Source organism: Olsenella phocaeensis, assembly GCF_048189965.1.
Classification (GTDB): Bacteria; Actinomycetota; Coriobacteriia; order Coriobacteriales; family Atopobiaceae; genus Olsenella_I; species Olsenella_I phocaeensis.
Genome location: NZ_DBEZHV010000004.1, coordinates 60,340 through 74,736, shown reverse-complemented (window position 1 = coordinate 74,736; position 14,397 = coordinate 60,340). Strand labels below are relative to the sequence as shown.

Annotated in this window: 10 protein-coding genes; 4 read left to right on the top strand and 6 right to left on the bottom strand. The window is 68.0% G+C overall.

The window, feature by feature from the left end; genetic code table 11:
* Positions 1-93: 93 nt before the first annotated feature.
* Entirely contained in the window at positions 94-1,026 is a 933-nt protein-coding gene (gene pfkB / locus ACMPH2_RS00900; protein ID WP_303132460.1) for a 1-phosphofructokinase, read from the top strand.
* Positions 1,027-1,073: 47 nt separating this feature from the next.
* Here the strand turns inward: pfkB and ACMPH2_RS00895 are convergent, their stop codons facing one another.
* Positions 1,074-2,090, bottom strand: a complete 1,017-nt coding sequence (locus tag ACMPH2_RS00895) for an alpha/beta hydrolase (protein ID WP_072499772.1) — start codon at positions 2,088-2,090, stop codon at positions 1,074-1,076.
* A gap of 435 nt (positions 2,091-2,525) precedes the next feature.
* Positions 2,526-3,341, bottom strand: a complete 816-nt coding sequence (gene trmB, locus ACMPH2_RS00890; protein ID WP_303132463.1) for a tRNA (guanine(46)-N(7))-methyltransferase TrmB — start codon at positions 3,339-3,341, stop codon at positions 2,526-2,528.
* 347 nt (positions 3,342-3,688) lie between these two features.
* On the opposite strand from trmB, the gene yfbR reads away from it, so the two are divergent.
* Complete coding sequence (gene yfbR / locus ACMPH2_RS00885) at positions 3,689-4,303, top strand: 5'-deoxynucleotidase (RefSeq protein WP_009278535.1); 615 nt, start codon at positions 3,689-3,691, stop codon at positions 4,301-4,303.
* A 468-nt stretch (positions 4,304-4,771) separates the two neighbouring features.
* Here yfbR and ACMPH2_RS00880 read toward each other — a convergent pair whose 3' ends face one another.
* The 4 genes from ACMPH2_RS00880 to ACMPH2_RS00865 form a co-directional block, all read right to left on the bottom strand.
* Positions 4,772-6,433, bottom strand: coding sequence for a putative manganese-dependent inorganic diphosphatase (locus tag ACMPH2_RS00880; protein ID WP_303132465.1), 1,662 nt, complete (start codon positions 6,431-6,433; stop codon positions 4,772-4,774).
* 312 nt (positions 6,434-6,745) lie between these two features.
* Positions 6,746-8,911 (bottom strand): phage tail family protein, encoded by a 2,166-nt coding sequence (locus tag ACMPH2_RS00875; protein ID WP_303132467.1) that lies wholly within the window; start codon positions 8,909-8,911, stop codon positions 6,746-6,748.
* A gap of 249 nt (positions 8,912-9,160) precedes the next feature.
* Entirely contained in the window at positions 9,161-10,267 is a 1,107-nt protein-coding gene (locus ACMPH2_RS00870) for an asparaginase (protein ID WP_303132469.1), read from the bottom strand.
* Between the two features lie 100 nt (positions 10,268-10,367).
* Positions 10,368-11,372, bottom strand: a complete 1,005-nt coding sequence (locus tag ACMPH2_RS00865) for a DMT family transporter (protein ID WP_062531711.1) — start codon at positions 11,370-11,372, stop codon at positions 10,368-10,370.
* Between the two features lie 140 nt (positions 11,373-11,512).
* Between ACMPH2_RS00865 and ACMPH2_RS00860 the strand changes: the two genes are divergently transcribed.
* Both ACMPH2_RS00860 and ettA read left to right on the top strand, forming a co-directional pair.
* Positions 11,513-12,391, top strand: coding sequence for a LysR family transcriptional regulator (locus ACMPH2_RS00860; protein WP_062531712.1), 879 nt, complete (start codon positions 11,513-11,515; stop codon positions 12,389-12,391).
* Positions 12,392-12,700: 309 nt separating this feature from the next.
* Positions 12,701-14,380 carry an energy-dependent translational throttle protein EttA gene (ettA, locus tag ACMPH2_RS00855; protein ID WP_062531713.1) on the top strand — a complete coding sequence of 560 codons (1,680 nt, stop codon included), beginning with the start codon at positions 12,701-12,703 and terminating at the stop codon, positions 14,378-14,380.
* Positions 14,381-14,397: the final 17 nt, after the last annotated feature.

Genomic DNA, 14,397 nt, shown 5'->3' with positions numbered 1-14,397 from the left:
CTCGCGACGCAGCGGTCCCGCCCCGCCCGTCTGCCGCTGACGCCCGCGCCACGCCACCCAGGCGCTCCCCGACCCCACGTAGAAGGAGGCCCCATGATTCGTACCGTCACGCTCAACCCCGCCCTGGACAAGACCGCCACGGCGCCCGGGCTCACACTGGACGCCGTCAACCGCATCAGCGGGCTGCGCGTCGACCCCGGCGGCAAGGGCGTCAACGTGTCCAAGGTCGTGCGGGCCCTGGGCGGAACGAGCGTGGCCTGCGTCCTGCTCGCCGGGTCGGCGGGCCGCGCGCTCGAGGGCTTGCTTCGCGACCAGGGCATCGAGGTCGACGCCTTCTGGTCCAAGGGGGGAGAGACCCGCAGCAACCTCAAGCTCATAGATCCCACGGCGGGCACGCACACCGACGTCAACGAGCCCGGCCCCCTGCCGGAGGAGGGGCTCCTCTCCCACATGCTCGAGCACTTCGTGGACGGCGTGCGGCCAGGTGACGTCGTGGTGCTTGCGGGGTCCCTCCCGCGCGGGGTCGCGACGGGCTGCTACGCGGGGTGGGTGCGCGCCTGCAAGTCGGCCGGCGCCACGGTCTTCCTGGATGCGGACGGGGAGCGCCTGGCCCGCGGCATCGAGGCCGGCCCCGACTTCGTGAAGCCCAACGACGCGGAGCTTGCCGAGCTCGTGGGCCGCGCGCTGCCTGACGAGGATGCCGTCCTGGACGCCGCTCGCGAGCTGCAAGGCCGCGGCGTGGCGCGGGTCATGGTGTCCTTGGGTGGTGACGGTGCCATCTACCTCGGCGGCGACGGGGCGTGGCGCGCGAGCTCGCCCAAGGTGCCCGTGGGGTCGACCGTCGGCGCGGGAGACTCCGTGGTCGCGGCGCTCGCCCTCGCCGAGGAGCGCGGGCTTGGCCTGGAGGACGCGCTTCGGCTGGCCATGGCCACCGGTGCCGCCAACGTCATGCAGTCAGGGACCCAGGCCGCCCCGCGGGAGCTCGTGGAGTCGCTCTTGGGAGAGGTCGAGGTCAGGAGGATCTAGCGCTCGCTGGCCAGGCGCCAACGCGAAGCGTCAGGACGCCGCGTCGCCTAGCCTCGCGGGACCTCCTTGGTCACCAGCTGCTCGATGAGGCGACGTGCCTTACGACCCTCGGGTGTGGGATACAGGGGCCAAATGTGGGCCTGCCCCGTGCCCACCACCAGCTCGTGGCTCACGCCGTTCTCGCCCAGCTTGGCGTCGAAGGCCACGCAGTCGGGATAGAAGATCTCGCGCGTGGCGACGAAGGTGGTCACGTTGCGCAGCGGCCGAACGTCCCCGTTGATGGGGCTGAGGCGGTAATCGGTCACGTCGTCGCCATCGGCCCAGAGGTCGCCGAGCTGCGCCAGGCCCCAGGGTGCCAACGCCGGGTCCACGTCGAAGTAGTCGTGGATCTGGGGGTTGCGCATGGTGATGTCAAGCTGGGGAGAGAGCAGCACCAGCTGCCCTGGCTGCTCCAGGTCGTAGTGGGAGAAGCTCTCGGCCAGGCCCGCCGCCAGGCCGCCGCCCGCGGAGTCCCCCATCAGGGTGACGTCCTTGGCCTCGTAGCGGCGCAGCATGCCCTCGTAGAGGTCGGTGAGCAGCGAGTAGGCCTCGTCGTGGTCGTGGGCGGGCGCCAGGGGATAGATGGGGACGAAGACCTCCGCTCCGGTGCGCTGGCAGAGGTCGTCCAGGAAGAGCCAGTGGACCCAGCTGATCTGCTTCACGTACGCGCCACCGTGCAGGTAGAGCACGGCACGGGCGTTCTTGCCCGTGGTGCCCAGGTGGAAGGTCTTCATACCGTCGCAGGTCTCCTCGAAGACCAGGGACCTGAGGCGCAGCCAGCTGGGGATGTGGTACTCGACCTCGTTCTCCTGGCGACAGGCCTCGACGAAGTCCTCGAAGCGGCCGAGGTCCTTGCCCAGGAGGACGCCCCTTCCGGCGAAGGCCCTGAGGGCGCCGGCGAGCACGGACGCCTGGGCGCTGCGGCCGTACCTGATTTTGGAGAAGGCGGAGAAGCCGGCTGCCGCAGCCGCCGTTCCCGCTGCGATGCCGGCGGCCATGAGCGCGTTCCTATGCGAGTCCTTCATGGGGAACCTCCTACCTGGGACAACGATTCATCTGCGTGAGGCATGCTCTCCAGTTTACCCAGAAGCGTGCATGAGACATGTCGGCCCGTCTGCGGACGGCAGGTCTACACAAGGCGGCGCCGACGTGCCGACATGGCGACGCCGACACGCGCCTCGCCCGTGGGGCCGCATTCGCTCCGGTGCCGTCCCCGCCTCTCATCCCAGAGTTGTATGCGGATTCCACACACAACACGATTCTCGTCCGATGCTTTTACCTGCTGCTATGTGATTTCTAACTTTGTAATACGCCAATAGGGAGAGAAAAAACCGCACACAAATTATTGAACCGCAGGCAAACGCGCGACCACGTGCCCGCAGGCAAACGAGCGACCGAGTGCCCGCAGCGACCCGGTCCGGGCCGAGGCGGCGCGCCACTCCCGCCCTAGGGGGTGGCGCCTAGTGGCGCGCGCCCTGCTTGGCGCGCAGGTTCCGCAGGTTGGTGACCGTGCCCTGCATCCCGTGGGGCACGTAGGAGAGCTGGGCCAGGTCCTCGGGCAGGTACTCCGCCAGGCTCAGCTCGGCGGTCTGCTCCACCTGGCCCGTCAGCGGGCCTGGCGTCGCCTCCAGGCCGAACACGGTGGCACCTTGCCTACCCAGGCGCTCCTCGTACCAGCTCACGGGGTCGTCGGGCCTGTCGGCACGGGTGTCCTCGCTCTTCCACGTCAGCTCGAATCCCGCGAGCTCGAACTGCGTGAGCGAGAACGCGAAGAGGGGTTGGCTGTCGGTCTTGAAGACGACGCTTCCGCCTGGGGCCAGGACCTGGCGGTACAGGAGCAGCTGGTCAAGGTGGGTGAGTCTCCGCGCCGCCTCCTTCTTCTTGGGGAAGGGCGTGGGGAAGTTGAGGATGATGCGGCCCACCTCGCCCGGGGCGAAGAGCTCGGCGACGTCGCGTCCCAGGGCGGGTACCAGGACCAGGTTGGCAAGGCCGTCCTCGACGGCCTTCTGCGCGGCGTAGGCGATGCAGACGGGCTCGGAGTCGATGCCCACGAAGAGCACGTCGGGCTCGCGCGCGGCGGACTCGGCCGCGAAGCCGCCCTTGCCGCAGCCCAGGTCAAGCCGCAGCTCGCGGAGTCGAGGGCCGCCCACGGGACTGCAGGCCTCGAGCCAGCGCCCGGCCAGGCGGCGCGGCTCGAGCTCGATGGCGTCGGCGTAGCGCTCGAGGCGCTCCTCGAGGACGAAGTTCTTGGGGAGACGTGCGTGCAGTCCGTGCATGAGACCTCTTCGTGCTGGTGGTCGGGGGCCGGTCTGGTCGTCGGGGGGGCGCCGCGTGCTGCTGTGTGTGGTGACGCGCCTAGACGGCCTCATAGGGCGCTTGGCATTATCGCACCGCCGCGGTATCGGGCTGGTTGTGCGGAAAAACTGCGCACGGTAGCTCCGAATTGTGGAGACGTTCGGCGTTTGCCCAGGATTGCCTCCCCGGCCCGGAATTCCGTGCGCACTTTTTTGCGCCAACAGTGGCATTCCGCCACTTGCGTGCCCGGCCCACATCCCCGGAGTCGGGCAATCCGTCCCGTCCCTTGGCTACGATGGTCCTCGTAGGTTTCGACGAGGGAGGCAGCATGTCTCAGTTCACGGCGATCATGGCGCGGCTCAAGTACATCGAGCGCTGGGCCCTCATGCGCAGCTCCCGGCCAGAGAACCTCAGCGAGCACTCGCTCGAGGTCGCCATGATTGCCCACTTGCTCTGCGTGATCGCCAACGTGCGCTACGGCCGCTCGCTCGACGAAGGCCGTGCCGCGCTCATGGGCATGTACCACGACGCGTCAGAGATCATCACGGGAGACCTCCCCACGCCGGTGAAATACTTCAACCCCCAGATTCGCGACGCCTACAAGGGCGTCGAGTCCGCAGCGGAGGAGACGCTCCTCTCCACCCTGCCCGCCGACCTGCAGGGTAGCTTTCGGTCGGCGTTCGGCCTGGCAGGGGAGGGCGAGCCGGATGCGGTCGAGCGTGAGGGCGAGGCGCATCTGCGACAGCTCGTGAAGGCGGCGGACAAGCTCTCGGCACTGATCAAGTGCCTGGAGGAGCGCTCTGCCGGCAACTCCGAGTTCGTGACGGCGGAGGCCTCGACGCGCGCCTCGCTCGAGCGGATGGCCGAGGGTCTCCCCGAGCTCCGGGACTTCATGGACGAGTTCCTGCCCTCCTACGGACACACCCTGGACCAGCTCCTCTAGGTACGGTCGTCAGAGGTACTGCAGCCAGGGTGTCCAGGTACACGGGGTGGGGGAGAGTCAGCTTCGCCGCGGGCCCTGCCGCTAGGCTCTTGCGTGGACTCCCGCACTTGTATGCGGATTCCGCACACAACGTGATTTCCATGCGCTTCATCTACCTGCTGTTATATGGATTCTAACTTTGTAATACGCCAACAAGGAGAGAAAAAACCGCATACAAAATCTTTGAACCGCATGCAGATAGGCTGCCCTCCTCGGACGTGAGCGTCCCCATGGTGCCGCCTCGCGTCGCGACTTCCAGTCTCCCATGGCGCGCCGCCTTGCGTCTGGCTGCCCCATGCCCGAAAAGCTCGTGCCGAGCAGTCGGGCTGTGGGCGGCCACTCAAACCGCAGCCACGAAAGGGACCCCGCGGCGTCGTCTGCCGCGGGGCCCTGCCGCTGCCGGGTATGCGCGCCACTCTCGCTTGGGAGCTAGTCCTCCTGGGTGTCCTGCAGGGTGGTCATGAGCGCGGGGATGACCTGCTTCTTGCGGCTCACGACGCCTGGCAGGGTGGCGATGCCGTCGACGGGCTCCACGCCGAAGGCACGCGCGACGATCTCTTCCGCGCCGGCGCCGTAGTACAGCATCTCGGTGGTCTGGCTCTTCACGTCGGTGAACATGTAGAAGACCAGCGGCAGCTCGTCAGCGGCGGCGCCCTCCTTGAGGTAGGGCCCCACCAGCGCCTCGGCCGCCTTGCGGCTGTTCTTGGTCATGAAGCTGCCCTGGCCCACGCCGAAGCGGGCGTTGCCGCGCGAGAAGACCTTGAAGTCCTGGTGGAAGACCTCCTCGGCCGTGCGTCCCGTGAGCTCCGCGCCGGCGTCGAACATCGCGTCGGCGTACTCGTCGATATCCTCGCCGCAGATCTTCGCGAGCTGCTCGCCGGCATACTTGTCGCGGGGGGTGCAGGTGGGGGAGCGGAACGCCAGGGTGTCAGAGAGGATGGCGCTCATCATGAGGCCGGCGATGTTCTTGGGAATCTCGACGCCCTGCTCCTGGTACATGCTGTAGAGGATGGTGCAGGTGCAGCCCACCGGCTCGTTGCGGAAGCGCACGGGAGCGGAGGTCTCGATGCTGCCGATGCGGTGGTGGTCGACGATCTCCATGATCACGGCCTGCTCGAGGCCGTCGACCGCCTGGGAGCGCTCGTTGTGGTCGACGAGGACCACGTGCTTGCGCGTCACGTTGAGCAGGTTGGGCGTGCTCACGAGGCCGCAGTAGTGGCCGTCCTCGTCCAGCACGGGGAAGAAGCGGTGGCGCGACTGGGTGATGGTCTTGCGCGCGTCGTCCACGGTGGTGTTAACGCTGAAGCGCAGCACGTCCTGGGCGTCGAGCATCTTGGCGCGCACGGGGATGGACATGCTGATCAGGCGGGCGGCGGCGTAGGTGTCGTAGGGCGTGGTGATCACGGTGCAGCCGTTGGCGCGGGCCGCGTCCACGACGACGTTGGAGAGCTGGGCGCCGTTGCACACGATGAGCAGCCCGGCGCCGGACTCGACGGCGAAGCGCTGAGTCTCGTAGCGGTTGGTGACGAGCACGGTGTCGTTGTGCTCGATCGCGCCCTCCATCATCTCGGGTGTGGTGCCCACGACGACCTTGCCCGTCTCGACGCGGGCCTCGGGGTCGCCCAGGACCATGCTGCCCTTCAGGGTCTGGATGATGTTGGAGTACTTGGTCTTCGCCTCTGCGATGACGCGCGTGTCGAAGATGTCCATGTTGGCGTTGGCGATGTCCTTCACGGCGATGAGGCCCTCGAGGTCGCCCTTTTCGTTGGTGATGCAGAGGGTGTCGGCCTTGCTGGAGCCCATGAGGTTCCAGGCGGCGAAGAGGCTCATCTCGCGGTCGATGCCGTCGGTGCGCTGGATCATGATGTCCTTGATTTGGGGGCGCACGCTGGTGATGAGCTGGGGCTCCTCGAAGCCGAAGTGCCTCAGGACGAAGGCGGTCTCGCGGTTGATGGTGCCGGCGCGGCGCGCCTCGTACTGCACGTCCTCGGTCTGGTTCTTGAGGTAGGCCATGCTGATGGCCGAGCAGATGCTGTCTGTGTCGGGATGCAGGTGGCCGATGACGTTGACCTTGCGGATGGTCTCGGGCATGGACTTCTCCTTGGAACTTGCGCTCGTGGGCGCGGGAGTCGGAACGTTCACCCTGAATTGTGCCACTACGCAGGCGTCTTGGGGCGCGTGGGCTTGGCGTGACGGGCGTGCGGGGCCCGTGTGCCGGTCGTGCGGGGCACGCACGTCACCGGACGCCGGTTTTTGCCCCCCCGGGAGCGCGTCAAAAGACTGCGCACGGTAGCGTCCAATTGTGGAGACGGTGAGGCAAAGGCCCAGCATTGAGCCATCGCCTCGCAAAATCCAATGCGCAGTTTTTGGCAACGGCATCTCGCGCGGCGCGTCCCGACGTCGTCAGTCCCCAATCGCGTCCAGGCGGATGACGAACTTCGTCGTGCCATGCTGTCCCTCGGCGATGCCGGCGAAGCTCTCGTACTCGTCGGCGAGCTCGCTGACGGCGTCGAGGCGTGCGACGAGCTTCCTCATCGAGGAGCCGTCGAGTGCCTCGACCATCTTGGAGACGGCCTTCTCGTCGAAGGCCCTCAGGCCATCCGTCAGTTGGTCGGAGCCCACCGCGGCAGCGGACGAGCCCGTCGCAAGCGCCGAGGCGCCGTCCTGCAGCTGTTCGATGCCACCCACGAGTTGTCCGGCGCCCTGGTCGATCCGGCGCGCTCCCGTCGCGAGCTCGCCCGCACCGCTGGCGGCTTGGCCCAGGGCCTGGGCTAGCTGTTGTGCCCCGGCGCTGCTTGCGGCGGCGCCACCCAGGAGGCTGCCCGCGTCCTCCGCGCTCCCCAGCGCTCCATGGATGCTCACGATGCCCTGGTCGAGCTGGTGTGCCAGGGCGGCGACGCCCGCCAGCCCCGTGGCCTGCTCCTCGCTCCCACGTGCCGCGGCCACGAGGTCGCCGCATGCGTCTGCTGCCGCGGAGGCGGCGCCGGACCTCTGTGCAATCGACTGTGCCGACGTCGCGGCGGAGGAGAGGGACGTGGCCTTCTCCTCGAGTTTCGTGACCTGTGCCGAGACGTCCTCGGGCTGGGGGACGGTGCTCGCGGTGCCCGCGGCATCGTTGAGCTTTTCGAGTGCGGAGGCAACGGCCTGCCTCTGCGCGTCGGTCATGCCGGTCTGGTCGATGCCCATGAGCGCCTCTCGCGCCTCGGCGACCTGGTTGCGCACGCCCTCCTGCGCACTCGCGTAGGCCTTGAGGGCGTCTGCCGAGCTGCCGAGCCTCTCGGCCGCGTCACCAGCGGCCGTGGCCGCCACCTGCGCGTCGTCGGCCGACTGACCTACCTGGGTCGCCATGTCGGCGGCCTCGGAGGCGGCGTCCTTCGCCGAGGCTGCCTGCCTCTGGGCGCGCGTGAGCACGTCTCGCACGTCGCCAAGGGAGGCGCCCAGTGCGGCGGAGGCGCCCTGCAGGCCGGTGACGCCCCCATTGAGCCTGCCCAGGCCTTCCGACAACGCCTGTCCGCCTGCCGCCAGGGACTCCGCACCGTCGCGCGCCTGGCCCACGCCCTGCGCAAGGCTGCTGGCGCCGTCGGCGAGCTGTCCCGTCGCCTGCGGCAGGAGCCCCGCCTCGGCGCGGAAGACGTCGACGCCTCTCGAGAGCGCGGTGTTGCCGTCCGAGATCTTCTGCAGGGCGCTGGCAAGCTCGTCCGAGCCGCTCATCAGCTGGCTCATGGAGCTCCGTAGCAGGTCGACGGTCTCGCCGTTGTCTTCCGCGTCAATCTTGCTGGTGTCGAGGTCCGAGAGCAGGCTGGGGGTGACGATGGTGGTCACGGAGCCCAGGCTGAAGTTCGTCACGTCAGCCTCGAGCTCGAAGTACTCGGGGAGCTCGATCTGGTCTCGGCTTAGGTCGAGGCTCCTCTGGAGTCCCGGCAGCGCGTAGCCTACCGCCATGGGCGTGTCGCCCGAAACCAGTCGCCCATTGGTGAGTTTCACGTCGTGGAACACGTCCTCGTCGAGGTCGACGGTGGTGATGGCAGCGAAGGGCGTGAAGAGCTCCCGCTGGCTGCCCTGCACGGAGCGAGTTGCCGAGGACTCGTTCTTGTAGTCGAAGCGCATGACGAGGTGGCCGCTCTTGCCGGCGAGCTCGCTGGCTTCGATGGGCCTGCCGTCCAGCGTGTAGCTCACGCTGATGGCCAGCGGCAGCGGCTTGTCGCTGCGACCGCTGTACGAGACCTTCTTTCCGTTTGCCGTCCAGCTCAGGCTCCCGTCCGCATTGGTGCTGAAGCCCTGTTTGTCGTCGGAGGGCTTGATGTCGCTCAGGTCGCTGCGGTCGGGGAGGGTTGCCGCCTTCCCGTCGTTGCTGAGGGTCTCCCTCACCGTGGTCTCGCGTACGTTTCCGTTGCTGTCCGCAGAGACGTAGACCGTCTCGCTCTTGTCGATGCCGGCACCCCCTGTCGCGAGGGCGGCTGCGGGCATCGCGAGCGCAGCCACGAGCGAGAGGCCGGCGACGGCCGAGAACGCGGCGGCCCTCAGGTGACGTGGGTGGGTGTGGTTGGTCTTCGAGAAGCGCCTGGCCATGGTTCCTCCAGCTGTCGCGTTGTGTCTCATCTAAGTTTACACAAGTAAACTTGATGAATTGCGCGCTGTGGTGCAAAACTGCGCATGGAAGCTCCGAATTGTGGAGAGAAACGACAAAAGCCCAGTTACGCGAAGGGCATCCCAGGAATCGTGCGCACTTTTCGTGCAGCAGCCCTCTGGACGGTTCCCGTCCTGCCTCCCAATCGCCCTCGCGTCGCCCGCCAGGGTGTCCGTCGTGTGTCCGCCCGCCTATCCCAGCGTACGGTCGTGGTTCACAGGCGCGTAGAAGAGGCGCGCCACCTCGTCCTGGTCGCGCGTCTGGCCGAGGGCCCACATGGTCTTCGCCACCAGGGCCTCGGTGGTCATGTCATCTGCTCGCAGGATGCCCGGGTGGTCTGCGTATGCTCGACCGACCTCGTATACCCCCAGGTCGAGCCCCTCCTCGGGCACCTGGGTGGTGATGACCAGCGTCCGGCCCGATGCGACCCAGCCATAGATGGCCCGCCGGTAGGCGTTCCCGTCGTACTCGGGTATCCCGCCGATGCCAAAGGTCTCCAGTACCACGGCGTCGTAGTCCCGTCGCAGCAGGTCGAAGATGCTGGGCCTGAGCTCGGGGGTCAGCTTGAGGACGATGACCCTCTCGTCCAGCTCGTGGTAGAAGTCCGGTCGGCGTGCGGGCACGCCCGCTGCCGTCGCGTTCCCGTCCGTGGCCGCCGCACGCTCGCCCCTGCCCACTGCCAGGCAGTCGCCTGCCGCACGCCTGTCCCCGCCCACTGCCGCGCAATCGCTCGCTCCACCGCCCTGCCGTATGATCCGCTCCGACCTGATGACGGCCAGGGGAGGGTAATTCACGCTGGTGAAGGCGTTGAAGCTCAGCGTCCGCTGCTTGTGCGCCCGCGTTCCGGCTATGACGCTGCCGTTGAACGCCACGCTCACGTCCCGCGACCCGTCGTCGCAGGCATACAGGACGGATTGGTACAGGTTGAGTTTGGCGTCGGTGAAGGGGTTCGACATGGGCTGCTGGGATCCCGTGAGCACGATGGGCTTCCTGCTTCCGCGCACGAGGTAGCTCAGCGCCGCAGAGGTGTAGGCCATGGTGTCCGTGCCGTGCAGGACGACGAAGCCGTCGAAGTCGTCGTAGGCGCCCTCGATCATGGAGGCGATGCGCAGCCAGTCCATGGGCCGCATGTTGGTGCTGTCGATGTTCATCGGCTGGACGATGCTGAGCTCGCAGAGGTCGTCGAGCTGCGGGACGAAGGCCGCGAGCTCCTCTCCGCTGAGCGCGGGCGAGAGCCCGCCGCCCTGGGGCAGCGAGGCGATGGTGCCTCCCGTGGCGACGATCAGGATCCTCTTCATGGCGCGCATGCTCCCGTCTTGGGCCAAGCCGACGGGGTCATGGTAGCGGAAGGCGAGAGGGACGCGCCGTCGCTGTCGTTGGCGCCTGCCAGCGACGGGCCTACCGCGCGAGCACCGCCCTCCTGCGGACGAGTGCGTGCCTGCCACGCGTCGCCGCCAGACGAGCTGCGTCGCGCATCGCATCGATGGCGCCGCCCAACGCCGCGCCGCCCACGAGCTCGCTCGCCGCGGCACCGCCCACCACGAGCGCGGCCCCGAGCATGCGGCCGGGGGTCAGGGACTCTCTCAGGAGCAGCGCTCCCAGCGCCACCGCGCTCAGGGGCTCGAGGTATCCGCATACGGCGACGCGCTGGACCGGCAGCCTGCCCAGCGAGGAGAAGTACAGGTAGCAGCCCAGCCCGGTGTTGACCAGTCCCAGCACGAGCACGGCCGGCAGGTTGGCACCTGCGACCTGGCCGGGTGTCACGAGTCCGCCCGTCGGGATCGACCAGGCGGCGACCGCGGCGAAGCTCGCCAGCATCTGCACGCAGGCCGCCTCCATGCCGCCCACCTCGGGCGCCCGCTTCGAGAACACGACCATCACCGCGTACATGAGGGCGGAGGCCCCGCCCAGAGCGAGGCCGCGCGGGTCGGGCGCGCTGCCGCCGCACTGCGCGACCACGAGAAAGGCCCCCAAGACCACGCAGCCAAAGCCCGCGAGCTTGGGACCAGTGAGCCTCTCGCCAAAGAGGAGGGGGGAGAACAGCATCACGATGACCGGCCCGCAGTAGTACGCGAGCGACGCCACCCCCACGCCCACCAGGCGATATGCCGCAAAGAGGAAGATCCAGCCCACTCCCAGCGCGGCCCCGGAGAGCGCGAGCGCCGCCGCCTGCCGGGGATGCTCCAGGCAGGCGAGAGGTGCCACGGCCTGGCTCGCGGCACCATCTGCACCGGAGCGCCGCCGCCACAGGCTCGCGCCGAGTGCCGCGCACAGGGCGAGCGAGCCGAGCAGCGTGCGCAGGAGGACGACCTGTCCGCTGGGCAGGTCTATCTGGCTGGCTATGATCCCGTTGAACCCAAAGAGCAGAAGCGATGCCAGGTACTTCCCAAAATCTCGCGACATGGTGGAAGGGTCCTCCGAGCTCGTGCGAACAAATCAGCCATCAAACTTTCGCACGCGTCGGACCATATTAAAAGCGAATGTTTATCATGTTTGGCATGCAGGTTTGTGATGCATGGACGAGTGCCGGAAGCGGGGTCGCCGTGGAGTCAAACATCCAGAAGTACCAGGCCTTTCTCCAGACCGTCCGCCTGGGCAGCATCACCCGGGCAGCCAGGTCGCTCGACTACTCGCAGTCGGGCGTCAGTCGCATGGTCGCCGACCTCGAGCGGGCCTGGGGCGTGAGCCTGCTCGAGCGAGGCCATGGTGGCGTGCGCCTCACCGCCGAGGGCGAGCGACTCCTGCCCTTCGTGGAGGAGGTCTGCGAGGGCGCGCGCCGCCTGAGCATGCAGGTGGACGACATCAACGGCCTCGAGACGGGCACCGTTCGCATCGGCACCTTCTCGAGCGTGGCCACGCACTGGCTGCCGCGCATCATCAAGCGCTTCCAGCGGGACTTCCCCAACATCGAGTACGAGATGCTCCTGGGCGACTTCCCCGAAATCGAGCGCTGGTGCGAGGACGGCCGCGTCGACCTGGGCTTCCTGCCCTACGCGCCCGCCCCCGCGTCGCTGGGCGCGCGCTGGCTCGAGGATGACGAGCTCTTAGCCGTCCTTCCCGAGGGCCACGAGCTCGCGACGACCTCCGCCCCCGTGCCGCTCGCCCGCCTCTGCGAGGAGCCCTTCATCATGTTGGAGCAGTCGGGCGACGAGGAGGTGCGCTCCGTCTTCGCGCGCGCAGGCCTCACGCCGCGCGTCCGCTTCACCACCTTCGACGACTACGCGATCATGTCCATGGTCGAGAGCGGCCTGGGCCTGGCCATCCTTCCCGCGCTCATCCTGCGTCGCAACCCCTACCACGTCGCGGTGCGGCAGCTCGACCCGGTCGCGCACCGCTCGATCAACGTGGTCTATCGCGACCTCGACCGCCTGCCCCTGGCGGCGAAGCGCTTCCTCGGCTACCTCGACTACCGCAGCGGTTGAGGCGAGCGGCTTCCGCAGGCCCGAGTGGCCGCAGACGAGAGCGGCGCGCGACCTCGTCCGTAGCCCGTTTCCAGCGCCCGTCCAGTGCCGGCCTCGCGCCCCCGTGCGCCGCGCCTATTGCGCCCCCGTGCGCTGCGCCTATTGCGCCCCCGTGCGCTGCGCCCCTCTCGCCCAGATGGCCGACCTCACATAGAATGGTGAACGAGCAACCGACCGGTCGACCGCAGGCGGTCGCGCAAGAAAGATATGCGCCGTCCCGCGCGCACGCGCCGGCAGGCCGCGTCCCCACCCCCAACCCAAGGAGTCCCCATGGCAGAATTCGTCTACCAGATGTACAAGGTCCGCAAGGCGTTTGGCGAGAAGGTCATCCTCGATGACGTCACGATGGGCTTCTATCCCGGCGCGAAGATCGGCGTCGTGGGCCCCAATGGCATGGGCAAGTCCACGCTGCTCAAGATCATGGCCGGCATGGAAGAGATCTCCAACGGAGAGGCACGCCTGGCGCCTGGCTTCAGCGTGGGCATCCTGCAGCAGGAGCCGCCGCTGGACGAGTCCAAGACCGTGGGGGAGAACATTCGCGAGGCCTTCGGCGATATCATCGCCAAGGTAGACCGCTTCAACCAGATCGGTAACGAGATGGCCGACCCCGATGCGGACTTCGACGCCCTCATGGCCGAGATGGGAGAGCTCCAGAACCAGATCGACGCCGCCAACGGCTGGGACCTCGACAGCCAGCTCAGCCAGGCCATGGACGCCCTGCAGTGCCCCGACCCCGACGAGGACGTGAGCCACCTCTCGGGCGGCGAGCGCAGGCGCGTCGCGCTCTGCAGGCTCCTCCTCGAGGCGCCCGACCTGCTGCTCCTCGACGAGCCCACCAACCACCTCGACGCCGAGTCGGTCCTCTGGCTCGAGCAGTTCCTCAAGGGCTACCCTGGCGCCGTCCTGGCCATCACCCACGACCGCTACTTCCTTGACAACGTGGCCGAGTGGATCTGCGAGGTGGACCGCGGCACGCTGTATCCCTACAAGGGCAACTACTCCACCTACCTCGAGACCAAGGCCGCCCGCCTCGAGATGGAGTCCAAGCAGAACGCCCGCCGCGCCAAGAAGATGAAGTCGGAGCTCGAGTGGGTGCGCAGCTCCCAGAAGGCCCGCCAGGCGAAGAGCAAGGCCCGTCTCGCCGCCTACGAGCAGATGGAGGCCGAGGCGCGCCGCGCCACCAAGGTCGACTTCACCGACATCCACATCCCCGTGGGCCCGCGCCTGGGCTCCAAGGTCCTGGAGGTCGAGCATCTGCACAAGGCCTTCGGCGACCGAGTGCTCATCGACGACCTCAGCTTCAGCCTGCCCCGCAACGGCATCGTGGGCGTCATTGGCCCCAACGGCGTGGGCAAGTCCACGCTCTTCAAGATGATCGTGGGTCAGGAGCGGCCCAGCTCCGGCACCCTCGAGCTGGGCGAGACCGTCCAGCTCTCGTACGTCGACCAGGGGCGCGAGGGGCTCGACCCCGACAAGAACGTCTGGGAGGTCGTCTCGGGCGGGAACGACTTCATCCAGGTGGGCACGACTGAGGTGCCCAGCCGCGCGTACGTGAGCGCCTTCGGCTTCAAGGGCACCGACCAGCAGAAGCCCTCGGGAGTGCTATCTGGCGGTGAGAGGAACCGCCTCAACCTGGCCCTCACGCTGCGCCAGGGCGGCAACCTGCTCCTGCTTGACGAGCCCACCAACGACCTCGACACCGAGACCCTGGAGTCGCTGGAGGAGGCGCTGCTCGAGTTCCCGGGCTGCGCGGTGATCACCAGCCACGACCGCTGGTTCATGGACCGCATCGCCACGCACATCCTGGCCTGGGAGGGCACGGACGAGAACCCCGGCGCCTGGACCTGGTTCGAGGGCAACTTCGAGGACTACCAGCGCGACCGCATCGCACGCCTGGGGCCGGACGCGGCGCGTCCGCACCGCATCCATCGCAAGCTGACGAGGGACTAGGGGAGAGGGGCTGTCGC